26 protein-coding genes and 2 pseudogenes are annotated in these 24,836 nt (G+C 36.2%); 17 read left to right on the top strand and 11 right to left on the bottom strand.

Annotated features, from left to right (window positions below; all coding sequences use genetic code 11):
- The first annotated feature begins 18 nt into the window (after positions 1 to 18).
- The 14 genes from galU to tnpB (AC1MBV_RS06455) all read left to right on the top strand — a co-directional run bounded on the left by galU (position 19) and on the right by tnpB (AC1MBV_RS06455) (position 11,762).
- Entirely contained in the window at positions 19 to 900 is an 882-nt protein-coding gene (gene galU, locus AC1MBV_RS06520) for a UTP--glucose-1-phosphate uridylyltransferase GalU (protein ID WP_480947893.1), read from the top strand.
- A 10-nt stretch (positions 901 to 910) separates the two neighbouring features.
- Complete coding sequence (locus AC1MBV_RS06515) at positions 911 to 1,612, top strand: sugar transferase (RefSeq protein WP_480947892.1); 702 nt, start codon at positions 911 to 913, stop codon at positions 1,610 to 1,612.
- 392 nt (positions 1,613 to 2,004) lie between these two features.
- Positions 2,005 to 2,847, top strand: coding sequence for an O-antigen ligase family protein (locus tag AC1MBV_RS06510; RefSeq protein ID WP_480947891.1), 843 nt, complete (start codon positions 2,005 to 2,007; stop codon positions 2,845 to 2,847).
- Positions 2,848 to 2,897: 50 nt separating this feature from the next.
- Entirely contained in the window at positions 2,898 to 3,857 is a 960-nt protein-coding gene (locus AC1MBV_RS06505; RefSeq protein ID WP_480948270.1) for a glycosyltransferase, read from the top strand.
- 6 nt (positions 3,858 to 3,863) lie between these two features.
- Positions 3,864 to 4,943: a glycosyltransferase gene (locus AC1MBV_RS06500; RefSeq protein ID WP_480947890.1), complete on the top strand. Its 1,080-nt coding sequence runs from the start codon at positions 3,864 to 3,866 to the stop codon at positions 4,941 to 4,943.
- A gap of 13 nt (positions 4,944 to 4,956) precedes the next feature.
- Positions 4,957 to 5,418, top strand: a complete 462-nt coding sequence (pssD, locus tag AC1MBV_RS06495; protein ID WP_480947889.1) for a PssD/Cps14F family polysaccharide biosynthesis glycosyltransferase — start codon at positions 4,957 to 4,959, stop codon at positions 5,416 to 5,418.
- Complete coding sequence (gene pssE / locus AC1MBV_RS06490) at positions 5,415 to 5,900, top strand: PssE/Cps14G family polysaccharide biosynthesis glycosyltransferase (RefSeq protein ID WP_480947888.1); 486 nt, start codon at positions 5,415 to 5,417, stop codon at positions 5,898 to 5,900. The genes pssD and pssE overlap by 4 nt, the downstream gene beginning before the upstream one ends.
- A 24-nt stretch (positions 5,901 to 5,924) precedes the next feature.
- Positions 5,925 to 6,797: a beta-1,6-N-acetylglucosaminyltransferase gene (locus AC1MBV_RS06485; protein ID WP_480947887.1), complete on the top strand. Its 873-nt coding sequence runs from the start codon at positions 5,925 to 5,927 to the stop codon at positions 6,795 to 6,797.
- A gap of 34 nt (positions 6,798 to 6,831) precedes the next feature.
- Positions 6,832 to 7,731, top strand: coding sequence for a glycosyltransferase family 2 protein (locus tag AC1MBV_RS06480; RefSeq protein WP_480947886.1), 900 nt, complete (start codon positions 6,832 to 6,834; stop codon positions 7,729 to 7,731).
- A 74-nt stretch (positions 7,732 to 7,805) separates the two neighbouring features.
- Positions 7,806 to 9,236, top strand: a complete 1,431-nt coding sequence (locus tag AC1MBV_RS06475) for a lipopolysaccharide biosynthesis protein (RefSeq protein WP_480947885.1) — start codon at positions 7,806 to 7,808, stop codon at positions 9,234 to 9,236.
- 90 nt (positions 9,237 to 9,326) lie between these two features.
- Positions 9,327 to 10,460, top strand: a complete 1,134-nt coding sequence (locus AC1MBV_RS06470) for a glycosyltransferase (protein WP_480947884.1) — start codon at positions 9,327 to 9,329, stop codon at positions 10,458 to 10,460.
- An 18-nt stretch (positions 10,461 to 10,478) separates the two neighbouring features.
- Positions 10,479 to 11,000, top strand: coding sequence for an acyltransferase (locus AC1MBV_RS06465; RefSeq protein ID WP_480947883.1), 522 nt, complete (start codon positions 10,479 to 10,481; stop codon positions 10,998 to 11,000).
- Between the two features lie 247 nt (positions 11,001 to 11,247).
- The gene (gene tnpA / locus AC1MBV_RS06460) at positions 11,248 to 11,547 is read left to right on the top strand and encodes an IS66 family insertion sequence element accessory protein TnpA (RefSeq protein ID WP_480947882.1); all 300 of its coding nucleotides are present in this window, start codon (positions 11,248 to 11,250) and stop codon (positions 11,545 to 11,547) included.
- Positions 11,544 to 11,762 carry an IS66 family insertion sequence element accessory protein TnpB gene (tnpB, locus tag AC1MBV_RS06455; protein ID WP_480947881.1) on the top strand — a complete coding sequence of 73 codons (219 nt, stop codon included), beginning with the start codon at positions 11,544 to 11,546 and terminating at the stop codon, positions 11,760 to 11,762. The genes tnpA (AC1MBV_RS06460) and tnpB (AC1MBV_RS06455) overlap by 4 nt, the downstream gene beginning before the upstream one ends.
- Positions 11,763 to 12,109: 347 nt before the next feature.
- Here the strand turns inward: tnpB (AC1MBV_RS06455) and AC1MBV_RS06450 are convergent, their stop codons facing one another.
- The 4 genes from AC1MBV_RS06450 to AC1MBV_RS06435 form a co-directional block, all read right to left on the bottom strand.
- Positions 12,110 to 13,603, bottom strand: a complete 1,494-nt coding sequence (locus AC1MBV_RS06450; RefSeq protein ID WP_480947880.1) for an IS5 family transposase — start codon at positions 13,601 to 13,603, stop codon at positions 12,110 to 12,112.
- Positions 13,604 to 13,606: 3 nt separating this feature from the next.
- The gene (gene tnpC / locus AC1MBV_RS06445; RefSeq protein ID WP_480947879.1) at positions 13,607 to 15,196 is read right to left on the bottom strand and encodes an IS66 family transposase; all 1,590 of its coding nucleotides are present in this window, start codon (positions 15,194 to 15,196) and stop codon (positions 13,607 to 13,609) included.
- Between the two features lie 50 nt (positions 15,197 to 15,246).
- Positions 15,247 to 15,606: an IS66 family insertion sequence element accessory protein TnpB gene (tnpB, locus tag AC1MBV_RS06440; RefSeq protein ID WP_480947878.1), complete on the bottom strand. Its 360-nt coding sequence runs from the start codon at positions 15,604 to 15,606 to the stop codon at positions 15,247 to 15,249.
- 127 nt (positions 15,607 to 15,733) lie between these two features.
- Positions 15,734 to 15,904 carry a hypothetical protein gene (locus tag AC1MBV_RS06435; RefSeq protein ID WP_480947877.1) on the bottom strand — a complete coding sequence of 57 codons (171 nt, stop codon included), beginning with the start codon at positions 15,902 to 15,904 and terminating at the stop codon, positions 15,734 to 15,736.
- 72 nt (positions 15,905 to 15,976) lie between these two features.
- Here AC1MBV_RS06435 and istA point away from each other — a divergent pair, with 72 nt between their 5' ends.
- The 3 genes from istA to AC1MBV_RS06420 are packed head-to-tail and all read left to right on the top strand — an operon-like array spanning position 15,977 to position 18,650.
- Positions 15,977 to 17,533: an IS21 family transposase gene (gene istA, locus AC1MBV_RS06430; RefSeq protein ID WP_480947876.1), complete on the top strand. Its 1,557-nt coding sequence runs from the start codon at positions 15,977 to 15,979 to the stop codon at positions 17,531 to 17,533.
- Complete coding sequence (istB, locus tag AC1MBV_RS06425) at positions 17,526 to 18,299, top strand: IS21-like element helper ATPase IstB (RefSeq protein WP_255747197.1); 774 nt, start codon at positions 17,526 to 17,528, stop codon at positions 18,297 to 18,299. Before istA ends, istB begins: the two co-directional genes overlap by 8 nt.
- 33 nt (positions 18,300 to 18,332) lie before the next feature.
- Entirely contained in the window at positions 18,333 to 18,650 is a 318-nt protein-coding gene (locus AC1MBV_RS06420; RefSeq protein ID WP_255747195.1) for a cell division protein ZapB, read from the top strand.
- A 205-nt stretch (positions 18,651 to 18,855) separates the two neighbouring features.
- Here AC1MBV_RS06420 and tnpA (AC1MBV_RS06415) read toward each other — a convergent pair whose 3' ends face one another.
- From tnpA (AC1MBV_RS06415) to AC1MBV_RS06385, 7 genes and pseudogenes are all read right to left on the bottom strand, one after another.
- The gene (tnpA, locus tag AC1MBV_RS06415; RefSeq protein WP_480947875.1) at positions 18,856 to 18,957 is read right to left on the bottom strand and encodes an IS66 family insertion sequence element accessory protein TnpA; all 102 of its coding nucleotides are present in this window, start codon (positions 18,955 to 18,957) and stop codon (positions 18,856 to 18,858) included.
- Positions 18,958 to 19,217: 260 nt separating this feature from the next.
- Complete coding sequence (locus AC1MBV_RS06410) at positions 19,218 to 19,931, bottom strand: ExeA family protein (protein WP_480947874.1); 714 nt, start codon at positions 19,929 to 19,931, stop codon at positions 19,218 to 19,220.
- Positions 19,924 to 20,820 (bottom strand): annotated as a pseudogene (locus AC1MBV_RS06405) (DDE-type integrase/transposase/recombinase); the annotation flags it as partial. The pseudogene AC1MBV_RS06405 and the gene AC1MBV_RS06410, both read right to left, overlap by 8 nt.
- Before the next feature lie 117 nt (positions 20,821 to 20,937).
- Entirely contained in the window at positions 20,938 to 21,987 is a 1,050-nt protein-coding gene (locus tag AC1MBV_RS06400; RefSeq protein ID WP_480947569.1) for a tyrosine-type recombinase/integrase, read from the bottom strand.
- Positions 21,984 to 22,946 (bottom strand): tyrosine-type recombinase/integrase, encoded by a 963-nt coding sequence (locus tag AC1MBV_RS06395; protein ID WP_480947568.1) that lies wholly within the window; start codon positions 22,944 to 22,946, stop codon positions 21,984 to 21,986. Before AC1MBV_RS06395 ends, AC1MBV_RS06400 begins: the two co-directional genes overlap by 4 nt.
- Positions 22,943 to 24,187, bottom strand: coding sequence for a tyrosine-type recombinase/integrase (locus AC1MBV_RS06390; protein ID WP_480947567.1), 1,245 nt, complete (start codon positions 24,185 to 24,187; stop codon positions 22,943 to 22,945). Before AC1MBV_RS06390 ends, AC1MBV_RS06395 begins: the two co-directional genes overlap by 4 nt.
- A gap of 171 nt (positions 24,188 to 24,358) precedes the next feature.
- Positions 24,359 to 24,835 (bottom strand): annotated as a pseudogene (locus AC1MBV_RS06385) (helix-turn-helix domain-containing protein); the annotation flags it as partial.
- Position 24,836: the final 1 nt, after the last annotated feature.

The following is a 24,836-nucleotide window of genomic DNA, read 5'->3' as shown; positions in this document are numbered from 1 at the left end:
GAGAGGAGAACATTACTTATGAAAAAAGTCAGAAAAGCAATCATCCCAGCAGCAGGTTTAGGTACACGTTTCCTGCCGGCAACCAAAGCCCTGCCTAAAGAAATGCTCCCGATAGTGAACAAACCAACGATACAATATATCGTTGAAGAAGCGGTCAATGCGGGTATGGAAGAAATTATTATTGTGACCGGCAAAGGAAAACGAGCAATCGAAGATCACTTTGACAATGCTTACGAGCTTGAACAGAATCTGGAACGCAAAGGAAAATTGGATTTGCTTGAAAAGGTCCGTGAATCTTCTAAAATTGATATCCATTACATAAGACAAAAATCACCAAAGGGATTAGGGCACGCTGTATGGTGTGCACGGAAGTTTATTGGTGATGAACCCTTTGCCGTCCTCTTAGGCGATGATATTGTACAAAATGAAAAACCATGCATTCAGCAGCTTGCAGAACAGTATGAGAAAACAGGTTGCTCGGCAATCGGTGTTCAAAGAGTACCTTATGAGCAAACCCAGCGATATGGCATTATCGATCCGGAAAGCCAAAACGGACGGCTCTACAATGTAAAGCAGTTTGTCGAGAAACCAAAGGTGAATCCACCATCAAACTTGGCAATCATCGGCCGCTATGTGCTGACACCGGAGATCTTCGGCTTCCTTGGTAAACAAGAACTTGGTGCTGGCGGTGAAATCCAACTGACCGATGCAATTCAAAAGGTCAATGAACTGCAAGGCGTGTACGCCTATGAATTTGAAGGCAAACGCTATGACGTCGGCGAGACGCTCGGCTTTGTTCTTACCAACATTGAAATGGCATTGAAGAACAAAGAGCTACAGCAAGATGTACTCGCAGGAATTCATCAAATCCTACAAACAATGAAATTACCGTTAGCGTAAGGTGATGACTATGGCTATTTCCAAAAGCTCACTAGATACCGATAATGCTGTCGTTATTAATATCGGACAAACGTCATCAAGTTTAAAAGAAAAAATTGAAAATCAAAGAAATTATTTGATTGCGAAACGATCCATAGATCTCATCGGTTCATTAGTTGGAATTATTCTACTGTCTCCAGTCTTCCTAGTTATTGCCCTATTAATAAAACTGGAAGATCGAAAAGGCAGTGTAATTTTTAAACAGCTTCGTGTTGGTAAAAATGGAAAGTTGTTTTACATTTACAAATTTCGTTCAATGGTAACAAATGCCGAGAAACTATTAGACAAACTGCTTGATAAAAACGAAACAACAGGTGCCATGTTCAAGATGAAAAATGATCCGCGTGTCACCCGAATTGGTCATTTTATTAGGAAAACGAGTATCGATGAGCTACCGCAGCTATTCAATGTATTGAAAGGAGATATGAGTTTAGTAGGACCAAGGCCACCATTGCCGAGAGAAGTAGAGAAATACTCAAGTTACGATAAACAACGTTTATTTGTTAAACCCGGTTGTACTGGACTTTGGCAAATAAGCGGGAGGAGTAATGTAGGATTTGATAGAATGGTTAAATTAGATTTAAATTATATTACAAAAAGATCGTTAATATTAGATATAAAAATTATTTTAAAAACGATTGGTCAACTTTTTGGTTCATCTAATGCATATTAAATATTGTACTAATGTTAAAACCTTATTAAAGTTAGGATAATTATATGGAAAAGTTTCTAATTTCACTAACAATATTCTTTTCATTTTTTTTCATAGTAAGTATAAAGCAAGACAATGTTAGTCTATATGCGTCGACTTTCTTATCATTTCTTCTGAATTTCTATTATTTTATGCTAGTTATTAAAAATAAAAAAATAGAGATAAAATTACCTAAAAGAGAATGGATATTTATTAAATTAATTTGTGTTTATCTAGTCTTTACAATTTTTTTAGCAATTTTTATTGGAATGAATAATTTTTCAGGATATAAAGTAATCTATGAAAATACGTATATATTATCATTATGTTTTATTTTAATTTCAATGAAGAATTGGAAAAAGTCATTTATTAAAATGGTAAACATTATTATAACTTACGGCTTTGTTATAATGGCAATAATTGGAATAATAATGTATTTAAGGGGAATATACAGTCTTTATTTAACATTCAATCCACCATTTATATCTATATATGACAAGCGAGAAATGTTGCAGTATTTTAATGAAATTAGATTTCAGTCAATGTTTTCGCATAAAACTAAATATGCATTTTATTGCATAATTGGTATATTTATACTGGCAATAAATACCGTTGTTAAAAGAAAAATAAAAATTATGGGAATTATCGCCTTACTTATAAATATTGCCTTAACCAAGTCCTTAACATCTATGTTAGCGGCTGTTATTTTAATTTGGTTCATTATTGATTTCAAAAAAATTAATAGAATAGTACGATATTATATATATATATTCCTGTTTTTCTTCTTTGCTGTTTATGTTTACAAATTATGGTTATATACTGCAGATGTTCGTAATATTGACACATTAGGATCAAGAAGCGTTATATGGAGTGATGCATATTATTTTTTTCTGCAGCATCCCTATGGAGTCATTGATAATTGGTATTTTTATAGCCTTGGTGATCATTTTAAAGGGGCTCACAATGTTTTTTTTAATGAATTTTTAGATTATGGATTTATTGGTGGTATATTGTTTATTTTGATATATTTATTATATTTTTATTGTTTATTTAAAATAGAGAGAAAAACATTAGGTCTCTTAATATCTACAACTATAATCTTTTCAATAGATAATATACTTTACTATGAAATAGTTCCAATATTTTGGTTTACTTTTGTTATTATTAAAAATGTTATTTCATATAATGATTCAAATAAAAGAAACAGTATAACATAGTGAGCAATTTGTTGTGGTCGTATCCAATAGGATCTTTAATTTTGGGAGAGATGATTTTGAGGAATACATTAATCTCTGTTATTATGCCAGTATATAACGAAAAAATAAAATGGCTTGAAGAATCAATACAGTCAATTTTAAGTCAAACTTATAAAAAATTTGAATTTATCATTATACTTGATAATCCTGAAAATTATAAAGCCCAAAACCTAATTTACCTTTATGAAAGACTTGATAAAAGAATCAGAGTAATAAAGAATGAAAAAAATATTGGACTTGCAAGAAGTTTAAATCGAGGATTAAAAATAGCAAAAGGAAAATATATAGCAAGAATGGATGCCGATGATATTTCTGTCAGTACACGACTTGAGGTGCAATTGCAGTATTTAGAGCGTAAACAAGAAATTGATTTTGTTTCTAGTAATGGAATTATCATAAATGAATTTGGTAACAAATTATATAGAACTACATCATATGGTGACTCTTACTATAAGGCAAAAAAAACATTAAAGTATAGAAATGTTTTTTTACATCCATCTTGGATGTTTAATATTAGAATATTAAACAAGCTTGAAAGATACAATAATATTGATAGTGCAGAAGATTACGATTTTCTTTGTAGATTAGCATTATCAGATTATAAGTTTTGCATCATGAATGAATATTTAATCAAATATAGAATTAGAACAAATGGAATTTCAAAATCAAATTTATTAATACAAAAAATTATTTCAAATAAAATAAAAAAAGAATTTAAAATGGCATTAAATGGTAGGAAAACTTATAAAGTAACTGAAAAAATAAACAATCTAAAAGTAGCGAGATGGAGAGAAAAAAATTATAGCTTATCATCTAATTTATATACTCGAGGAATTTCATTAGCACGTAATGGAAAAAAGCTTAGTGGATTTTTATTTGTCTTAGTAAGTGGGGTAATATCTGTGACTAAGTTTAAAGATATTATTGCAGTAATTGAGCTAAAAATAATAAATATGAAAATTTCAAGGTGATAATCTATGAATATATTATATTTAAATAATTCTTTGACTCTTGGCGGAGGTGTGCAAAAATGCATTTATATGTTATCAAAAGAATTTTCACAAAACCATAAAATTGTTGTAGCTTCAGCTGGTGGGGAATATGTTTCTGATTTGAAAAAAATAGGCGTTAAACATTTTGAAATTATAAATCCAGAAAACAAAAATCCAATAAATATTTTGAAAAATTTATTTACACTGTATAAAATTGTTAAGAAATATAACATTGAAATTATCCATAGTCATCATCGCATGACAACCTTATACTCCAAAATTATATCTGCATTTACGGATATAAAGATAGTTCATACTGCGCATCTGTATACAATAGATAAAAAAATACTGACTCATTTGACATTAAACCATGTAAATTTAATATCAGTTAGCCAAGGTGTAAGTAATTGTTTAACAGAAAAATATAAATTAAATAAAGAAAAAATCAAAATTATCTACAACACTATTGAATTTAATAATGTAAATCAAAAACTAAGCAAGACATTTACAGACGCAAAAGAAAATGGCGATTTTATTATTGGGGTTGTTAGTAGATTAGAGCCTATTAAAGGAATCTATATTATATTAGAGGCATTAAAAGAAGTGATAGATAAATATGAAAATGTTAAATTATTTATCTTGGGTGATGGTAGCTTAAGAGAAAAAATAGATCAATGGATTTCATTGCATAACTTAACCCAAAATGCTTTTTTATTAGGCAAGGTATTAAATGTAAAAGGTTATATGAGAAATTTTAATATATTAATTCAAAGCTCTTATCGAGAAGGACTACCCCTGTCCTTAATAGAAGGAAGCTCTCTAGGAATTCCTATTATTGCTACTAATATTCCTGGCACTAATGAAGTAGTTATCAATGGAGAAAACGGTATACTAGTACCCGTAGGGTTATCGTCAAGCATAAGTGAAGGTATAGTTAAGCTATACGAGAGTAAAAAAACCAGAAATTTGTTTAGTAATAATTCATTAGAGCGCTTTAACAAATATTTTTCAAATGAAGTATATTATAAAGAACATGAAATATTTTACAAGAGTTTATTAAAGTAACGGGGAGTTGAACATGGATAATATATGTTTTATTAGCTCTACAGGAGGACATTTAGCACAATTATCAAAGATATTTAGTGAATTTGACAAAAAAAATATCTTTATTGTTACAGAAAAGAATGAAACCACTAGGTTATTAATGAATACTTATCAGACAAATTATTTAATACAGCAAGATAGAAAGAAAATTAATTTTCCGATTATTTTACTACTAAATTTAATAGTATCATTTTGGCTTATTATTAGATTAAGGCCTAAATTTATAATTTCAACTGGTGCAGGTGTTGTTGTTCCTTTTTGTCTGATGGGGAAAATTTTAGGAAGCAAAATAATCTTTATTGAAAGTTTCGCTAAGATCCATACTCCAACCAAAACAGGGAAAATTATTTATCACTTTTGTGATAAATTCTATGTACAATGGGAGGATCTATTAAAATACTATCCTAAGGCAGAATTTAGGGGGAGATTGTATTGATCTTTGTAACCGTTGGTACGCAAAAATTTCAATTTAATAGATTAATAAAAGAGCTGGATAGACTTTGTAATGAAAATATTATCGAAGATGATATAGTTGCACAAATAGGATATTGTACTTATAAACCTAAAAACTATACGTATTTTAGATTTATTAACCAAAATAAAATTAAAGAATACATTTCTGAGTGCAATTTATTGATCACCCATGGAGGAACCAGTAGTATATTTCAAGGCCTATCCAACGGGAAAAAAATAATTACTGTTCCAAGATTAAAATCTTTTTATGAGCATGTAGATGATCACCAGAAAGAAATTTGTAAGGTACTGCAAGATAAAAATTATATTGGCGTAGTATGGGATATTAATGATTTATCTCTCGAGATAAAACAATCTTCTACGAAAAAGTTCAACAAATATGAAGCTTCTGATAAAAAATTGGTTAATGATATTAAGAACTATATTTTTAAAAATATAAATTGAATGACAATACTTAGGTGAAAAAATATGAAGATAGCTTATTTAATTCTCGCACATAACAATTTTATACATTTAAAAAGATTAATTGATGCACTAAATAATAAAAATGTAGACTTTTATATACATTTTGATAAAAAATGTGAACCTAATGTAGATCTTACTAATTATAACAATGTATATGTATTAAATAATCGGATTTCTATCAATTGGGGAGGATTTAGCATTGTACAAGCTACAATCAATCTTCTAAAAATTGCTTATTCAAGAAAAAGATATGTTCATTATATTTTGTTAAGTGGAGTAGATTACTGCTTGAGAGATAGTAACAATATAGTGAATTATTTTATTAACAATTCAATGTATAATTTTATAGATATAAATAAAATGCCTTTGTATGATAAATCGTTTGATAGAGTCAACTATTATCATATTGAGGGTGGCAATAGAATTCATTCAATAAATTCTTTAGTAATCAGAATAATAAATATATTAATAAGAACGGCTCATATAAAGAGAAAATATCCTTCTATGTATAAAAATTACACTTTATATGCTGGAAGCCAGTGGTGGGCTTTTAATTATGAATTTGTTAGTTATCTTTTGGGATATTTAAAAGATAACTCTGATTATGCTGAATTTTATAAAAATACGTTCATTCCGGATGAAATGTTTTTTCATACAATTATTATGAACTCTCCCTTCAAAAATACCGTAAAACCAAATTTAACATATACTGATTGGAAAATAGGCGATCCTCCTTTCCCATCTTTAATAGATCACAGACAAGTTTATGCATTGAAAAAGGAAGATAGAAAATATCTGTTTATACGAAAGTTCAACAATAATAGCCAGAGCATAATTAAACATATAGAAAGAGAGTTTAATAATAATAATCTATAGCAAGCCCTGGTTAAAAAAGAAAGGAGATGTGTATATGACAGATTTTAATGAATTAGTATCAGTTATAGTCCCAACCTATAATAGAGGACACTTAATACATAGAACTATAGAAAGTGTTCTCAACCAAACATATAAATATTTTGAACTTATAATAGTTGATGATGCTTCAACTGATGGCACTAATAAAATAATATCTGGATACAGAGATAAACGTATTAAATACATCAGATTGGAGAAAAATAGTCATGGAACAAAACCAAGAAATATTGGAATTAAAAATAGCAATGGGAAGTTTATTGCCTTATTAGATTCAGATGATGAATGGGATCCTAGAAAATTAGAACTTCAGCTTAACTTTGTTAGAAAGTATAAGATTAATGACTTTTTGTGCTTTACAAATGTAGTATACAGTAAACGAAATTCTAGAACATATTCCTACAATGATCCAGTTGAAAAATTCGATAACATTATGGATTATATATTTATAGGAAGAAATGTGGTTCAAACTAGCTCATATTTGTTTCCAAGTTATGTTGGGAAAAAAATTCTATTTGGGAATAATGTAAAAAAACATCAAGATTGGGATTTTTGTTTAAGGCTTCAGAAATTTGGAATAAAATTTGTATTATTACCTGAGCCATTAACTATTTATAATGTTGAAATAAGAGGAGATAGAATAGGAATAAATAATAAATATAATTTATCTCTAGAATGGATTCAGAAAGTAAAAAATGATCTATCTAAAAAAGCATATTATGCATTCTTAGCAAACAATATTGCTACCATTTATATCCTCAATTCAAATAGAATAAGTGCCTTCTCCATTTTTTTAAAAGCATTTTTATATAGGTCAATTGATTTTAATTTATTTATGAAAGGATTATGTAAATGTCTTACGCCTCGATTTTTATTAAAAAAAATAATTTTGGGATAATTTATTTTTGTAATTTATAAGAATTGAGTATAGATCATAAGGATATTAACAACTATGATTTGAGGAATTTTAATATGCGAAAAGGTATAATGATTAATTTTATTGCTAAATATAGTAATACTGTTATTCAATTATTATTGAATATTATTTTAGCTAGATTACTTACCCCTTATGAATACGGCGTTGTGGCGGTTGTCTCTATATTCACAATTTTTTTTAATATGTTAGGTGATATGGGAATAGCGCCTGCAATAATTCAGTATAAAAGTCTTGATTCAGTAGATGTTTCAAATATATTTAAGTTTACAATAATCGCCTCATTTTTATTGTCTGTTTCTTTTTTCTTTTTTTCATATCTAATAGCTTTTTTTTATAAAAACTCGATTTACGTAAATGTTGGGCATTTATTATCTGTGAATATATTTTTTTCGGTTCTAAGTATTGTACCTAATGGATTGTTGCTTAGAGAAAAAAATTTCACTTCCATTGGAGTTGCATCAGTACTATCGAATATAATTGGAGGATTAGCTGGAACAATTTTAGCGTTTCTATCCTTTGGAGTTTATTCATTGGTAACAAATTTTATAATACAATCATTTTGTTATTTTATATTTGTTCTTAGAAGCTCAAAATTGAAAATAAAAAAAACAAAGTTTAGTTTATCATCAGTAAACAAAATAAAACAGTTTTCTGCTTATCAATTCCTTTTCAATTTTGTTAACTATTTTACTAGAAATTTTGATAATTTAATTATCGGAAAATTTCTTGGATCTACTCAATTGGGATATTATGATAAAGCTTATCGTTTGATGTTGTATCCCTTACAGAGCCTAACATTTGTCATTACTCCTGTTCTTCAGCCAATTTTTTCCGATTTTCAGAATAACTTATCATTAATATATAAACAATATTTAAAGGTAATAAAATTATTATCTTTAATTGGAGTTTTTATTACTGCAATATGTTTTTTCAATGCAAAAGATATAATAATTATTTTGTTTGGAAATCAATGGTTGAGATCAATTTATAGCTTTCAAATTTTATCACTTAGCATTTGTTTTCAGCTTGTTTTATCAAGTAGTAGTGCTATTTATCAGGCCACAAATAACACAAAATATATGTTTCAAACTGGATTAATATCGTTTTTATGTTTTATCATTTTAGGTGTATCAGGCGTTATATTTGGCAAAAGTGTTGAATGGGTATCCTTACTTTTGGTATTTGGTTTTTTACTTAATTTTCTTCAAGGTTACTATATATTGAGTGTAAAAATATTTAAGATGTCTTTCATATTATTCTTATGTAATTTTATTAAACCATTAATAATTGAAGTTATATTATTTATTGTATTATTCTTATTTAAAGTAGAATTTGACAACATTTTTATAAATATGTCTGTTAGATGTTTAATAACAGTTTTAACATATATAGCTATGTTATACATTACAGGTGAGATAAAATTTTTAAAACTATTATTCCATACAAAAAAAAGGCAAAATTCTTGAGATTATGTTTATGAGTTCTTTTACATACCGAATGATCTAGAATATCTATTCTAGAAGAGTCATATTAAAAATTAGATGGGGAGGATTATTTTGAAAATTTGTATTGTCAATGAATCATTTAAAATGGGAGGAGTGGAAAGAGTAGTAATTAAATTAGCGAATGCTTTTCAAAAAGCAAATAATAACGTTTCATTAATTGATTTTTCAGGCAGTAATTCATTTTATTATAGTTTAGATAATAAAATAAAGACTCCATTAGTTGTACAACCTATTAATTTCAAGAGAAAATGCATTGCAAAATTTCATAAAAGTATTTACAAAATTACAGGTAAGTCACTAAATATTATTAATTTATACAGAGAAAAGATTAGAGATTTATTGAAATTTCTAATAAATAATGAGCAAGATGTTATTGTGCTATGTCAAGGATTGTTAACAGCGGTAGCTCCCATAATAAAACGCGAAATTCCCAACATTAAAATAATTGTTTGGCAACATAATGATTATGAGACTTATGTTAATACATACTATAAAATGTTCATTGATGATTATATGTTGGGAATTAAATCTGCAAATTTAGTGATCTGTTTGACTAATGCGGACGCTGAAAATTTCAAAAAATTTAACATTAATACACGTTGTATTTATAACCCTTTAACTATAAAGCCGACAAAATTATGTAATTTGAATAGTAATAATATAATATTTGTTGGAAGATTAGTAATAGAGCAAAAAGGACTAAATTATCTAATTTCTATTGCGAAAGAATTAACAGGAAATTGGAAAATTTTGGTTGCTGGTGACGGAAGAGATAAATTAAAATTTCAGAGGATGATTATTGAGAATAATCTTCAAAACAAAATTATATTAAAAGGAGCAATAAAAGGAGATAAACTAAGCGATTTATATTCTTCAGGATCAATTTTTGTATCAACATCTAGATGGGAAGGATTTGGATTAGTAATTACAGAAGCAATGTCTTTTGGACTTCCGATAATTAGTTTTAATAATAGCGGCCCAACAGAGATACTAAAAAACGGAGATTTTGGAATTCTAATTAAAAAATATAATGTAAAAGAATTTATCTTACAATTAAAGTATTTGATTCAAGATAAAGAATGTCGAAAACACTATCAGCATAAAAGTTTGATAAGATACAAAGATTTTGACATTAATATAATTTTTAAACAATGGAAGGATGCTATTAGCTCCTTACATGATTAATAAGTTAGAAGGTAAAAAATGAGATATAATAAATTTGATGTATTTAAAATAGATTTTTGGAAATTTTTTTTAAAATTAGCGCTTAATCAATATGCAGAAAGTGCTTCTACAAAGCCAAGGCAAATGTTATTAGGACAGTATAAAGGTGCAGGAGATATTTACCCAACCGCCTCCTTTAGGCAATTAAAATCAATTTTTATTGGTAATAATGTTGTTATAGGACCAGGATGTAGATTATGGCCAGGAAATGGTAAGATTACTTTAAAAAGCAATATTCTTATGGGACCGGGAGTTCAAATTTTTGCTTCAAATCATGGTACTAAAAAGAATAAACTGATTATTGATCAGCCTTCTGTCTCAGGAGATGTGTTAATTGAATCAGACTGTTGGATTGGGGCAAACAGTATCATTACTGCTGGAGTGTTAGTTGGAAAAGGAACGGTTATAGCTGCAGGATCGGTTGTAACAAAGAATACCAAGCCCTACTCGATAGTAGGTGGTGCACCAGCGAAATTGTTGTCACTAAGAAGTGATGTTTAACTCATATACCCGAATGTTTATAAGGTAAGTGTTAAATAACCCACATCTTTGACTAGGTGTGGGCTATTTGACGCTTACTTTGAAGGAACCACTTGTACCATATTGACGAATCCATTTATTAAAAGTCGAAGGCGTGAGATCGTATTCTTTGATGATTTCATGTCTGTAAGCGTCAAATAATGGACACCTTCACTTGATCACGCGATCATGCGATGATATCTCTATCAATTGATCGGGAGGATCATCCATGACACGAGTAGAATTACATGAGCGCTGGCAGAAACGAATGCAAGATTTCGAGACTAGTGATTTAACAGGCAAAGAGTGGTGTGCGACTCATGGCATTCCTTTATGTCAGTTCCGTTATTGGCGGCGCAAGTTACGTCACAATTCCCCAGAGGCTAGTCGTTGGATGACTGTTGGGCTGGATCATTCTACGCAACAGGAGCCCTTATTCATTTATGTTGGATCCGCGAAAGTTGAGGTTCATACTGGATTCGATCCGGATTTGTTTGCGGATGTGGTTCGGGTGCTGCGTGCTTTATGATCCGTGCGTCCAGCATTGAAAATGTCTATTTGGCTAAAGGTCCTACGGATTTGCGCAAATCCATTGATGGATTATCCATCTTGGTTCAAGAAGGCTTTCATCTTGATCCGTTTTCGCCATGTCTGTTTGTCTTCTGCAATCGGAAACGAGACAAGTTAAAAATTTTGCATTGGGAATACAGCGGATTTTGGCTGTATTACAAGCGTCATGGATGATCCTCCCGATCAATTGATAGAGATATCATCGCATGATCGCGTGATCAAGTGTTATAGACATCGCAAGATGTCCAGAATCTGACGGGAACTGTTGTCCAAGAACTGGCGAAATCTCTGACCAATTCATGTATTGCTAGAAATAATGACCAACCTGAAAAAGGATGGCTAGAAATCACCATCCTTTTTCACTATTTTTAGTGTTTATTATGACAGTTCGCCTTCAATTACTCGCTTAATCATTCGATCATCAATGACGGTGTGCCCATTTTGGGCACCGTATAAAAGACAATGCGTACATACTTTATTTAGGGCTTGCTGAACTAATACCATTTTTTCTTTTCTAACGTTTATGCCACACGAATTGAATCAAAATGGGCTTGAATTCTTTGGAAAAACGTAAAATGGTAAAAAATGGGCAGAGAGACCCTAAGACGTCTCTCTAAGTTCATAACCAAAAATTGTAAGGCAATAACCGTTTCACTAGTTGCCCGCAAGGTTGTGTAAATTCGGGAGAGTCCATAACGGCGTTTACCTTCGCCAAATTTTCCCTCAACGGGGATGCGTCCTTTGAAATCTAACTGTGCGATTTCCTGATCCATTTTTCGAATCTGCTCGTCTTTCGTCCGTCTACCCAGTCTCGGGCCGCTTAATCGAATGTGATGGAGCTTGCAGTAAGCCAAATTGTCTCGATTCCGATACAACGTATCGGCTAAAACAGCCTCTGGATAATAGCCGTAGCGTTGAAGGTAGGTTTCTACGGATCCTTTGAGGGTCAGCCCTTCATTAAAATTGTCCCAGTCCAACTGTTCCATGCGGACATCTCCGTTGACCAGACTGATGGCCACTTTGGCACCGAATTCAACGGTCGCTTTTGCTTTACCACGGACGATGGGACGGACATGTGGCTGAGAAAGGCTAACGATTCGATCCTCAATTCTGTTTTTGCGATGATCGTACATCCATTGCTGCTGGCGATAGAGTTCGGAGATGATCAGAAGCAAGCGATAGTGAGCAGCCGGGAGCAGCGTAAGCGATGATTTGGCCATCAGTTTTTGAATGATCGTCAGATCACGACTCACAAAACGGAGCTGCCGGCCAACCGCCTTACGGCGTTTTGAAGCACCGGGACGCCTTTGCTTGGCAATAGCCAGATAAGCTTTGTGTGCCTTGTTTCGATAAGTTCTCGGTTTGCGTTTGAGAGACTTCTGAATCGGTTGGTAAAGGGCGTCAATGATTTGTTCCAGCTTCTGACGTGCTTGATCCAGTAGAGAAACATCTGTTGGATAGGCAATGTCTGCGGGTGTGCAGGTCGCATCCAACAAGAGTTTTCCGTGGTTTTCCGGTTCTTTCGCAGTCTCCTTATCCGCCTCCTGATTTTCCGGCAACCCGGAGGGCGGCTTGGGGTCTTGAGGGTCGTCTTCCTTTTCATCAGCTTTTTGTTTTTGCTCACTCGAAAGGACCCATTCGTTGATCTGGTTGATATCTTTAGCTTTCAGCCGTTTACGAAAACGAGTCATCATCGAGTGATGAAAAAGGGGGCGCTCCTGGAAAGCCTCAAGGCCAAGAAAGTACTGCATATATGGATTTTCCGTGATCTGTTGAACGGTTTCACGATCCGTGATGCCTTGACGCTGCTGAAGGATCAGAGCACCGACAGCAATATGAGCTGAAAACGGCTTTGTTCCTTTGGCCGTTGCCTTTTTAAACGTGCTTGCGTATCTTTCTTCAATCTTCTGCCAAGGAATCAGTTGGGCCAACTGCACCCAGCGATTTTCCCTGTTTAATGTGCCGCCAAAAGGGTAAGCGTCAAATAGCCCACACCTAGTCAAAGATGTGGGCATGATTTATGATTGTTGGGAAGATAATTTGCAGTTTTCCGGAAGACTTGAGGACCAAGGAAGCAGCTGATCGAGTGCCTCCTCGGTCTGTTCTTCAAGATTGGGCAGTTGCTCAAATAAATAAATGAGGTATTGAAACGGGACTAGCCCGTTTTCCTTAGCGGTTTCGATGATACTATAGATCGTTGCGCTTGATTTAGCTCCACGTGGCGTGTTTGAGAATAACCAATTCTTTCTTCCGATCACAAAAGGCTTGATGGAACGTTCGCCTCGGTTATTATCTAATTCTAGTCGCCCATCTTGTAGGAACACCGTCAGCTTTTCCCACTGCCCACGACAGTATTTGATTGCTAATCCTAAGGCAGTTTTCGGCAGCACCTTAGGTGCTTGTTTTTGAAGCCATACTGAAAAAGCCTCAACGATGGGTTTGCTTTGACTTTGTCGTACTTGATAGCGTTCATCATCGGAAGCCTTGCTTTTTTTGAGATCCTGTTCCATTTTAAAAAGCTGATTACAATAAGCGAGTCCTTCTTTGGCGATGACTGCGGATTCCTTGGCGGATTCAGGCAACGCACTTAATGCGTCACTGAATTTTCTTCGCGCGTGAGCCCAACATCCGGCAAGAATTACATTTTTGAGTTGCTGATACCCCGCATAACCATCCACCTGCAGATAACCCTTGAAGTCTTCCAAAAATTTCATCGGATGCTTGGCAGCACGTGTCGTTTGGTAATCATAAAGAATAATTCCCGGTTCTTCACGTCCCGTCCGATACAGCCAGAGATACGACTTCGATGAAGCCGATCGCCCAGGTTCTTTCAACACTTGAAGCGTGGTTTCATCTGCATGCAGAAGGTCACGGGCAACCAAGTGCGTCTTCATCCGATCATAGATAAGGCGGAGCCAATGTTCAGCTCCATGAAGCATCCAATTGGCCAGTGTTTGCCGGGACAAGGTGACACCCAGACGCTTCAATTGTTGCTCCTGACGGTATAACGGCTGAGCGTCCAAATATTTTTGACACATCACATAGGCCATCGCCGAAGGTGACGCTAAGCTCTTGGGAAAAACAGCTTTTGGCGCTTTCGCAGTGACAATCGGCGTTTGTATGGCTTCCCGTTCACAATGCCGACAGGTATACGTGTGACGAACATGTTTGATGACCTTAACCTGTGCAGGAATGATTTTCAGTTCTTCGCGAACTTCAGTGGACATTTCATGTAAAGCTCCTCCGCAGCAGGAACAGATCTGTTCGGCCTCAGGTAAGTCATAATCAATCACTTCAACGGGGAGATTTTCCAGCTTTTCCTGTCGCTGCCCTTGGCTTTTCTTGCGTTTATAGGTAATCGTTTCAACGGTCGGTTCGGGAAGGTTCGGATCCGATTCGCTTTCTGCTTCATTGAATAGTTGAAGCGTCAATTGTTCCGGATGCGTCTTTTCGCTCGAAGCGCCGAATTGACGTTTTTGGCTGAGACGGAATTGTTCTTGAAACCACTTCAGTTTGAGCGTCAGTTCGGCGTTTTGTTTCTTCAGCACATCACGTTCCTCACGCAGTTCTTCAATTGTGGGTGTGTTTGAATCCGTTCGGTTTTCCATTTTTTTATTATAATCGAAGACGCGCGCCCTGTCTCTCATTTCTTTGGAAATCAGAGAAGGGTGCGCGCGGTGATTTCTTTGTGTGCCTGACGCTGCTGAATGGACAGACCATCCAGCAGCCAGTTGAGCTGACGACGATTGATGGGTAACGAAGGGCTTGAGTCATTGGCCTTCGGCCATTGAAAGGTTCCTTTTTCTAAACGCTTGTAATACAGCCAAAATCCGCTGTATTCCCAATGCAAAATTTTTAACTTGTCTCGTTTCCGATTGCAGAAGACAAACAGACATGGCGAAAACGGATCAAGATGAAAGCCTTCTTGAACCAAGATGGATAATCCATCAATGGATTTGCGCAAATCCGTAGGACCTTTAGCCAAATAGACATTTTCAATGCTGGACGCACGGATCATAAAGCACGCAGCACCCGAACCACATCCGCAAACAAATCCGGATCGAATCCAGTATGAACCTCAACTTTCGCGGATCCAACATAAATGAATAAGGGCTCCTGTTGCGTAGAATGATCCAGCCCAACAGTCATCCAACGACTAGCATCTGGGGAATTGTGACGTAACTTGCGCCGCCAATAACGGAACTGACATAAAGGAATGCCATGTGATTACCGCCAACGGATTGTACCACTAACGCCATGTTTTTTACCACTGAATGACAACGATTGTACCAATAAATGACAAGCCTATTTACCACTTAAGACCTCCTGTATAATTAATGGGCACACCGCAGGTGTGACAAATCCACTTTTATAGGAGGTGTTTTTTTATGATTCATTATCGGAGGATATTAGAACTTCATGATGAAGGAATCAGTTTTAGAAGCATTGCCGCAAGCACGGGTAACTCTCGTCAAAAAGTAACGGAGATTATTCAGCTGGCCGAGAAAAAAGGACTATCCTGCCCTTTAGAAGATGAAATGACGAATCAGTGGATTGAAGATTTTCTATTCCCTGAAAAAGCTTTTGAAGCTTCAGGTCGTCAGCCGATGAACTTTGACTGGATTCATGCCGAGTTGTCCAAGCCTAATGTGACGCTATCTCTTCTGCATCATGAGTATGAGGCTAAGTGTAGAGCAAGAAACAAGGTTCCTTATTCTTATCGGAGTTTTTTGCGGCACTATAGCCGGTATGCGGATAAGTATAAGGCAACACTGCGTATCCGAAGAAAACCAGGAGAAATTATGGAGGTTGATTGGGCAGGGGCAACAGCGTTCATTATTGATCGGGATACAGGAGAAAAACTCAAAGCCTATATCTTTATTGCGACACTCCCATGTAGTCAGCTGTCTTATGCCGAAGCAACATTATCTATGGACCTTCATTCATGGATAGCTGCCCATCGTCGTGCGTATGAGTATTTCGGGGGAGTAACACAAATCATCGTCCCGGATAATTTGAAAGCCAGCGTGACCAAGCATACTAGAAAGGAACTCGTTTTAAACCCTTCGTACAGAGAAATGGCGGACCACTACCACACCATCGTGATGCCTGCGCGTGTTCGTACGCCAAAAGATAAGGCCAATGTGGAAAACTCTGTTGGGATCCTTTCTACATGGATCATTGCCGCATTAAGAAATGTACTGTGTTTTACTATTGATGAATTGAATGAAGAAGTCTGGAAGAAACTCGATGAATTCAATAATCGGCCCTTTACACGCAAAAAAGGCAGCCGCTTTTCAGCATTTAAAGAAGAAGAGAAATTCGCACTTTCTCCTCTTCCGGACCGCCCTTATAAAATGTCTGAATGGAAAACAGCGAAAGTTCGCCCTGACTATCATATCTCCGTCGAAAGCATGTTCTATTCGGTTCCCTACGAATACATCAATCGACAGGTCGAAGTAAAACGATCAGACGATCTCGTTGAGATCTTTTTCAACCATATGCGCATTGCCTCACATAGACGATTATATGGGAAGTTTGGTCAATTATCCACTCTTCGCGACCATATGCCTGATCATCATCAATTGTTTGTGGATCAAACACCTGAAGCGGCTCAAAATTGGGCTGAAGGTATTGGATCAGCAACCTCGAACCTCATACGCTATATGTTAGACGCTTACCCAACTGAAAAGCAGGCACTCCACTCCATTTTTTCATTAAAGAAACTGGAACAACGTTATTCCAAATATGAAATAGAGCGTGCCTGCAAGATGGGTCTTTCCATGACCCAAAGACCGACGGTCAAAATACTTCAGACAATCCTAAAAAATAACAAAAAGAGTGACGCCGAACAAGAACAAAAACGTCGAGCAGAGGACAGCGGAAATGCTTATGGCTTTACGCGCGGCGCTTCATATTATGGGGGAAAAACAACCGATGAATGAACAAACGCTTACCAAACTATATGAAATGAAACTGAGTGGCATGGCAGAATCCTACAAGGAGCAATCAACGAATAAAGACTTTCAAAAGCTGAGTTTCGAAGATCGTTTTTCATTACTCATCGACTTTGAACATTCAAGACGCCAAAGCAATAAACTTCATCGGCTGATCAACGCTGCCGCCTTGTTATATTCAAGCGCATCCGTCGAAGATATTGAATACTATGAAGACCGAAAACTGGACAAGGAACTGATTATCAAATTAGCCAGCGGAAACTATATTCAACACCATCATAATATCATTTTGATGGGCCCTACGGGCTCTGGAAAATCGTTTCTCGCCTCGGCATTTGGCGTATCTGCCTGTCGTCAATTTTACAAAGTGAAGTATACTCGCTTACCAGAGTTAATGGATGAACTGACACTCGCTAAGTTAGCTGCGGATGGAAGTTATCGAAAATTGATTAAGAAATATACCAAAACGGATCTACTCATTCTTGATGAATGGCTTCTGACCGATCTATCTGCGGATGAAGCTTCCATCCTGTTGGAGATTACTGAATCCCGGCATAAGATAGCGTCTACGATCTTCTGTTCACAAATCGATCCCAGAGGGTGGCATCAAAAATTAGGCAATGAGACCCTGGCAGAGGCTATCCTAGATCGCATTGTTCATGATTCATATCAAATTTTAATTGACGGAGAAGTCTCCATGCGTGAACGTCATGGACTAGAAAAGCAACCCTCACCAGGCAATTTGAATGGATGACTCATCAATTTAATTACGACTGGAGGACAGCTAATGAGCAAGATCTCCGCTGATGAAGTTTTTCAATTTATCCATTCCTACGGTTGGAAAGCTGATCAAAGTGAAGTCGAACAATGGCTCAGAGAGGATCCCTTGGTTCAAGCTGATTCAGAAGGAATCATGGATGAGAGTTGGATGTATCGGTTTAATGATTGGCGCCAGATTAAAGGCACAGCCTATGAACCCGGTATTGATACGCAGACAAAGATAAACCGACTTCTGGAGGAAGTTGATCGACTTAAACAAGAGATCGAAGAACTGAAAGAGAAGAATCTTCGCCTGGAAAAGCAACTAAGCATAGAACCGATGTAAAAAGAACATTTTCATCCCCCTCTTATGAATTGGGGGATTTTTCTTAGGAAATTGATATTGATCTCTATCGACAAAGAAGATTCCTTAGGGATATCGTGATTTCTATAGGAATTTTTTCATCTGGTAAACGCCCTGGCGACAAGTGGTAAAATTGTTGGCGATCGATGGTAAAAAAGATGTCACAGGTGGTACAATCAGCTGGCCGTTACCAGCCATGAGTCGCACACCACTCTTTGCCTGTTAAATCACTAGTCTCGAAATCTTGCATTCGTTTCTGCCAGCGCTCATGTAATTCTACTCGTGTCATGGATTATCCTCCCGATCAATTGATAGAGATATCATCGCATGATCGCGTGATCAAGTGAAGGTGTCCATTATTTGACGCTTACTAATGTGCCGCCAAAAGGAAGGAAAAAATCTTCCGGCATGATGAGTTGATTTTCTTTGAATTTATACATTTTGACCACTCCATGTGCAAGGGTTTTGCCAATAATCACTCGTTTTTCTTGTACTCATAAGTTCGACAAAACCAGTCAAAAACCTGCTAAATCAATGTTTTTTATATGTTCAGCAAGCCCTATTTATCAATCGAGCAGCGCCACTGGAAAAACGGTAAATTTCTTCAATGGCACTTTCAGTGAATAACGGCCGATCGCAGCCGGCATAGGTTAAATGACGTTCAATATAAGCCGTAGTCTCAGATTGATCATAATGGCCCAACTTACACTGTAGATCGATCCGTTGCCGGATCGCAGAAAATGATTGAAGACGTAGGCGATCCCACAGTTCACTTTGACCCACGAGAATTAACGCCATCGGGCTCTGGGCATCCATCTTGAAATTCAAAAGAAAGCGAACTTCTTCTAACATCTCGCGATCCAATAAATGCGCTTCATCAATAATGCATACAGGCTGAAGGCCATGAATACCGCGCATTAATTCGATTTCGTGGTGAAGTTGGCGCTTTGCATCACCTCTATAAAATTTTGCTTCACAGCCCAGCTGTTCAAGTAACCCTTTATAAAAATGACGGGGAGTCAACTTAGAATCTGATAGATAAAGCACTCGATAATGAGTATGATCCAGTTCTTGAGAAAATCGCCTAATAGTCGTTGTTTTTCCGGTGCCGCAATCACCAGTTAGAACAGCGAATAATTGACGTTCTGCCGCGTAGGTGAGGCGCCCTAGAATTTCATCCATGGAAAGAGATTCATAGAGTTTGTCTGCTGGTATCGCACGAGAAAATGGTGTACTCGTCATGTGATAAAACGACTCAAACATGGCGACCACCTTCTTTCAGTGCCTTCCGATAAGAAACCGCCGGTTTCTGAATTTCTTGACGTTCTTCATGTTTTTGAGCTGCTGCACGCAGGAGACGTGAAGAATCAACGGGTTGCGGCTGTAGTGTTTCTGGTAGATCCGGACGCTTTTCGACACGTTCTCCAATCTCAAGAGGCTTAGCTTGCCAAGAGGGATAACCTTCTTTTTCAATGGTTAACTGTGAAAGATCTGATGGATCATAAACCACATCAACATGGGTTCCAATAAAATTCAGTCCAACTTCATAGAGTTTGTTCTGAAAACTGATGCATCCGGATTTATCTACCTTTCTTGATTCCGCATGAAGAAAAGCGAGACCGATGGTCTCCGGATCTAGAAAATGAAGTGCCTTTTTATCACTGCGATAAGCCATCATAGGAGTCACATGATCTCCAAGTGCTGAATGTGGTTTGTTCAGATAACATTCACTGAGCCAAACTTGGAAGTGTTTGTTCAACTGATCGAGCGATTGAGGCTTCTCTAAAGCAACCTCTCCAAGAAAGCCATCAATCACTCTGTTCATTCGCTCAATTTTCCCTTTGGATTCTGGCGAGTAAGGCTTGGCATAGAGGAGTCTCGTCCCTAATTTAGAACAGGTCCGAGCCATCCACTTCGTTCGATACTGCTTTCCATTATCAAAAAAAACGGCTTCAGGCCTTCCATATTTTTGAACCGACTGACGGAAAGCATCCTCTACAATACGTTGATCCAACGTAGGATAAAAAGCACCATGGAGAATAAAACGTGTAGCGTCATCAATAAACAGTATAAGATAAACTTGTTTTTTGGAACCATTTGGACCAATGGGAAGGAAGGGTCCAAACTTAATATCCGACTTATTCCGATATCGGAATAAGTCGGATTATCCCGATTTTTTTATTATTCCGATTCTTATTACAAATCACTAAAAAACTGCAGATCATTAAGCTTTCTGCAGCTTTCTTAGTAAATAATCGGGATAACTTTTTCATTTCAGTCCATAAAGTTTTTTGATCAGTTCATCATCGTTTTTCCAATAAGCTGGATTTTCTCCCACTATTAATGGATTGTTGGCTCCTGTTGCTCTTTTAATCGCTTCTCGTTTCATCTCAGTATCTGCGTAAGCGTAAATCAGTGTTGTTTCCAGTTGGGCATGGCCCAGCCATTCTGACAACAATGCCAATGGCATTCCAGCACGGTAAAGATGCATGGCCCTGGTATGGCGGAATAAGTGTGGATGTACTTTCTTAGGGATTTCGTCACATTTCTTTTTCGCAGTTGTTCCATATATCTTCATGAAACGTGCGACGTTGTCATCCGACATTTGTTGTTTTATTCCATGCCTTACGGTATAAAAAAGATACTGATTTAAGTTTTCCTCCGTTGGGCTGTGAAAGATCTTTAAATACTGATGAAAATGATTCACCGTTTTTGTCATAACAGGAACCACACGTGTTTTCTCACCTTTTCCAGTAAGATAGACACATGGATTTTTCAAATCCACACAAAAATCTTTTACTTTCATATCAAGGACTTCCCGGTCTCTGGCCCCCGTATCATACATCAGAATCATGAAAAATAGATCCCTAATACCGTTCTTTGTGCTTGTATCTGGCTGTTCCAATACAGTTTTCAATGCCTGTTCTGTCATGAATTCCACGACTTTGGCATCCTTATTCTTTTTTAAGGGTATCTTTTTGATTTCATTTTGATAAACAATCATTGTTAGTTCCATATTCCCGGCATACTTGAAAAAAGAACGGATACATGAGAGACGATGGTTTCTGGTTGATGTTCCCCAATTATGTTCTCTTTCCATCCAGTCCAGAAATTCAATGATCGTTTGACTGTTAAGCACTTCAAAAGTTATATCTGTCAGAGGAATTGCTTTTTGTGTCGTAATAAAATCAAATAGAAGGTTTAGAGACTCTCTATATGATTTTATGGTATTCAAACTGCAACATTTCTGATTTGGAAGATATACAGTTAGATAATCACGCATTAATCGAAATAGAGTCTCATCTTTCAACTTTTTCATTGATGCACCTCCGGTATCAATTCAGTAAATTTCGACCAGTTAATCGCAGAAGATTTGGTCAGATGTTCCGGAATGAGATGAATGTAGTATGAAGTGGCAGAAAAATCAGCATGACCCATGTAGGCACTAAGGTATGGTAGCCATGTATATAGATCTTTTCCTTCCTCTACCCATTTCATCATTAACCTAGTGGCATAATTATGCCTAAAGTCGTACACGCGCGGTCTGCCCCCATGAAAGTCAGTAATTCCTGAAATTCCCCAGCATTTACGGAACTGATCCTGCAGCCAGGATACCGAATAAGCTGTTCTATCAGGATGGGGGAAAAAGTATTTCCGGTTTTTACAGATCGTACTGATCCGATACTCGTAGTTTTTGCATAAGATTAGCATGTCGGAAGACATAACGATGGTACGGTCTCTATGCATCTTTGTTTCCCGGATATAAAGTTCTCCTGTCCTAAGGTTAATATCTGCACACTGAATTTTTATCCCTTCACTTGGCCGTAACCCACAGCAGTAAATCAGTCTAAAGATAACCGGTACGATGTAGTGCCTAAACGGTGAAAGTTTGTGGGGGATAAGACGGTCTGATGCTTTAAAAAAAGCAGACAGTTCTCGGTCTGTATAGAGATAAGGAACAAATGGTTTGAAGTTTCCGATAATCTCCGTTGGGATCACATATGCCTGAATACCGACGGTATTCAGATATTTACCCAGCTCACGAACAGCGATCATTCTTCTTTTTAACCCATTAGCGTTCTCTGAGGGATGAAGACGTGCCCATTGCATAACAAGATCTCTTGTGAGGATTGATTCATACGGGAAATTCATGAAACAAAACCTGTCGAAGTTGACGAAAAACTTCTCATAACTGCTTTTTGAATACCCCAGCGCTTCTTTGAACTGAATCATATCTTCCAAGTGTTTAGCAAAATGGCTAACAAAAATAGGATTCACAGCAATTCCTCCTTCTCTGTTTCGATAGCCTGTAGTCCCAGAGAACATTCCTGCAGTCCACAATGGTCCATTGAAAGATATTGTTTCGCTGAATTCTGGTTACGGTGTCCAAGAACCTGTGAGATTGTTGTTAGCGGAACTTTTGCTTCAAGCATCCAAGTGCCCATGGAACGGCGTAACGCATGGAGTCCTTTCCCATCACCAGGCTTATGTATGATCCCGGCCTTGTTTCGATATTTCTTAAATATATTGCCCATTGATCCAACATCCGCCAATTTAATAAAGGGCGCAAAAGAACGTAGAAAAATATAAGGTGAATCTGAAGTAGGTCGTCCATAGAGAATATATTCCGCAATCGCTCTTCCGGTATCTGGCTCTAATGGAAGAGCTAGTGCCTGTCCAGTTTTTCGTTGGATAATCTGTATCTCATCTTTTTTCCAATCTATATCGATTAATTTAAGATTTACTATATCTATAGAGCGCAATCCAGTATGAGCAGCAAGATATAATATAGCATAATCGCGCTTTCCTTCTGGGAGACTTATATCAATCTGCCGAAGGATAGACTCTACCTCTTCATGTGAAAAACAAGGTAAAACTTTTTTTCTGGATCTGGCAGGTTTCTGTAATATTAAGCCTGCGTCAATATGAGCTATTCCTGAATCCCTTAAATAACTGATGAATGATCGGAGCGAATAGAGGATATTACTCATGCTTTCACAGTGACTTTTTGAAATATACACGATAAAATCTCTAATTTCCCGTTGGGAAATCTTCACAAAATCTGAATGTCTGTTAGTCTCCAGATAACCGAGGAATGATAAAACATTTGATTGTATGCCGTTAATAGTACCCGCACTCAAGTTTTCATGTAATGTCTTAGTGTACTCCAAAAGAATAGTGGAAAAATACGCATTTACTTTGACTGTGGTATGGTTGTGCAGGTATGCCCATTTCATGGTACCCGTGGTATAGAATTCATCTAATAAAGCGGCCGACTTCTGTAGCTTTCTATAATAACGGGCAGATATTTTTTCCCTAATCAGCCTCCTCTTTTCAAAGGTTAAAAAATCTCCTGCGATTTTTGAGCTATAGTAAATTTTCTCATGACTAAAAAAGAATTTTCTAATTCGGTAGAAACCGCTAAGCCTATACGACTTTAGCGTAGATTCCTTTAATCCTAAAGATTTCATAGCGTTCAAAGTCTGATCAATGAGCCTGCTTATTTCAATTTGTTTCATTTGAATTACCCCCTAATAAAGTTCAGACTATTGGTCTGCATCTTTTATTAGTAAGGATGCCTAAATGTGCTGCGATAGAAACTAGAATATATTATTCCGATTTTTCATTTTACTTTTATAACATTTTCACTAATAATTAGATTAAATCGGAATAATAAAAAGATCGGGATAATCTGACTGCCATAATTTATTTCGATGAGTTTTTTGAAAACGTCTGACAGCGCCGGCCGTTGACTGATAGAGCCGCATTTGCCTCGAACTATAACCTCGTGCGGTTAGCCTTTCCTGAAGCGTGGAACGCTTGATCTCACCCGGTTTCGCTTTTCCTTCCCACTCGAGAATTTGAATGATTTGACGGACACTGCGATGAGGCGCTTCTCTTCTTAAAAGAATAGCCTGTTCCAATAGATCTCCGTTTAGGTTCTTTTCCTGATTCGCAGCCTTTTTATTAGGCTTTAATCCCTCAAACCCGTTGGATCGATAACTGGCTAAATAACGCCGGATCGTTCGGTCAGACAATCCACTTTTTTCGCAAATCTGTTTCTTCATTTCCGCTACTTTAGCTGCGTCTAAGTCCTCCGACAGCAGGGGTGCAATCAATTGAAAGCGATTCGCGGCAACTTCATCCCACTTTCCAGATTTCTTCATG

The organism is Sporolactobacillus sp. PKPK-6 (assembly GCF_056678885.1).
The sequence above is the reverse complement of the archived record's forward strand: the minus strand, read 5'-3'. Positions and strand labels throughout refer to the sequence as shown.

What these genes read in the sequence shown, in the direction of transcription:
- galU (WP_480947893.1), top strand. Translation starts at nt 19, where the DNA reads ATGAAAAAAGTCAGAAAAGCAATCATCCCAGCAGCAGGTTTAGGTACA.
- AC1MBV_RS06515 (WP_480947892.1), top strand. Translation starts at nt 911, where the DNA reads ATGGCTATTTCCAAAAGCTCACTAGATACCGATAATGCTGTCGTTATT.
- AC1MBV_RS06510 (WP_480947891.1), top strand. Translation starts at nt 2,005, where the DNA reads ATGGTAAACATTATTATAACTTACGGCTTTGTTATAATGGCAATAATT.
- AC1MBV_RS06505 (WP_480948270.1), top strand. Translation starts at nt 2,898, where the DNA reads ATGATTTTGAGGAATACATTAATCTCTGTTATTATGCCAGTATATAAC.
- AC1MBV_RS06500 (WP_480947890.1), top strand. Translation starts at nt 3,864, where the DNA reads ATGAATATATTATATTTAAATAATTCTTTGACTCTTGGCGGAGGTGTG.
- pssD (WP_480947889.1), top strand. Translation starts at nt 4,957, where the DNA reads ATGGATAATATATGTTTTATTAGCTCTACAGGAGGACATTTAGCACAA.
- AC1MBV_RS06485 (WP_480947887.1), top strand. Translation starts at nt 5,925, where the DNA reads ATGAAGATAGCTTATTTAATTCTCGCACATAACAATTTTATACATTTA.
- AC1MBV_RS06480 (WP_480947886.1), top strand. Translation starts at nt 6,832, where the DNA reads ATGACAGATTTTAATGAATTAGTATCAGTTATAGTCCCAACCTATAAT.
- AC1MBV_RS06475 (WP_480947885.1), top strand. Translation starts at nt 7,806, where the DNA reads ATGCGAAAAGGTATAATGATTAATTTTATTGCTAAATATAGTAATACT.
- AC1MBV_RS06465 (WP_480947883.1), top strand. Translation starts at nt 10,479, where the DNA reads ATGAGATATAATAAATTTGATGTATTTAAAATAGATTTTTGGAAATTT.
- tnpA (WP_480947882.1), top strand. Translation starts at nt 11,248, where the DNA reads ATGACACGAGTAGAATTACATGAGCGCTGGCAGAAACGAATGCAAGAT.
- tnpB (WP_480947881.1), top strand. Translation starts at nt 11,544, where the DNA reads ATGATCCGTGCGTCCAGCATTGAAAATGTCTATTTGGCTAAAGGTCCT.
- AC1MBV_RS06450 (WP_480947880.1), bottom strand. Translation starts at nt 13,603, where the DNA reads ATGCCCACATCTTTGACTAGGTGTGGGCTATTTGACGCTTACCCTTTT.
- tnpC (WP_480947879.1), bottom strand. Translation starts at nt 15,196, where the DNA reads ATGGAAAACCGAACGGATTCAAACACACCCACAATTGAAGAACTGCGT.
- tnpB (WP_480947878.1), bottom strand. Translation starts at nt 15,606, where the DNA reads ATGATCCGTGCGTCCAGCATTGAAAATGTCTATTTGGCTAAAGGTCCT.
- istA (WP_480947876.1), top strand. Translation starts at nt 15,977, where the DNA reads ATGATTCATTATCGGAGGATATTAGAACTTCATGATGAAGGAATCAGT.
- istB (WP_255747197.1), top strand. Translation starts at nt 17,526, where the DNA reads ATGAATGAACAAACGCTTACCAAACTATATGAAATGAAACTGAGTGGC.
- AC1MBV_RS06420 (WP_255747195.1), top strand. Translation starts at nt 18,333, where the DNA reads ATGAGCAAGATCTCCGCTGATGAAGTTTTTCAATTTATCCATTCCTAC.
- tnpA (WP_480947875.1), bottom strand. Translation starts at nt 18,957, where the DNA reads ATGACACGAGTAGAATTACATGAGCGCTGGCAGAAACGAATGCAAGAT.
- AC1MBV_RS06410 (WP_480947874.1), bottom strand. Translation starts at nt 19,931, where the DNA reads ATGTTTGAGTCGTTTTATCACATGACGAGTACACCATTTTCTCGTGCG.
- AC1MBV_RS06400 (WP_480947569.1), bottom strand. Translation starts at nt 21,987, where the DNA reads ATGAAAAAGTTGAAAGATGAGACTCTATTTCGATTAATGCGTGATTAT.
- AC1MBV_RS06390 (WP_480947567.1), bottom strand. Translation starts at nt 24,187, where the DNA reads ATGAAACAAATTGAAATAAGCAGGCTCATTGATCAGACTTTGAACGCT.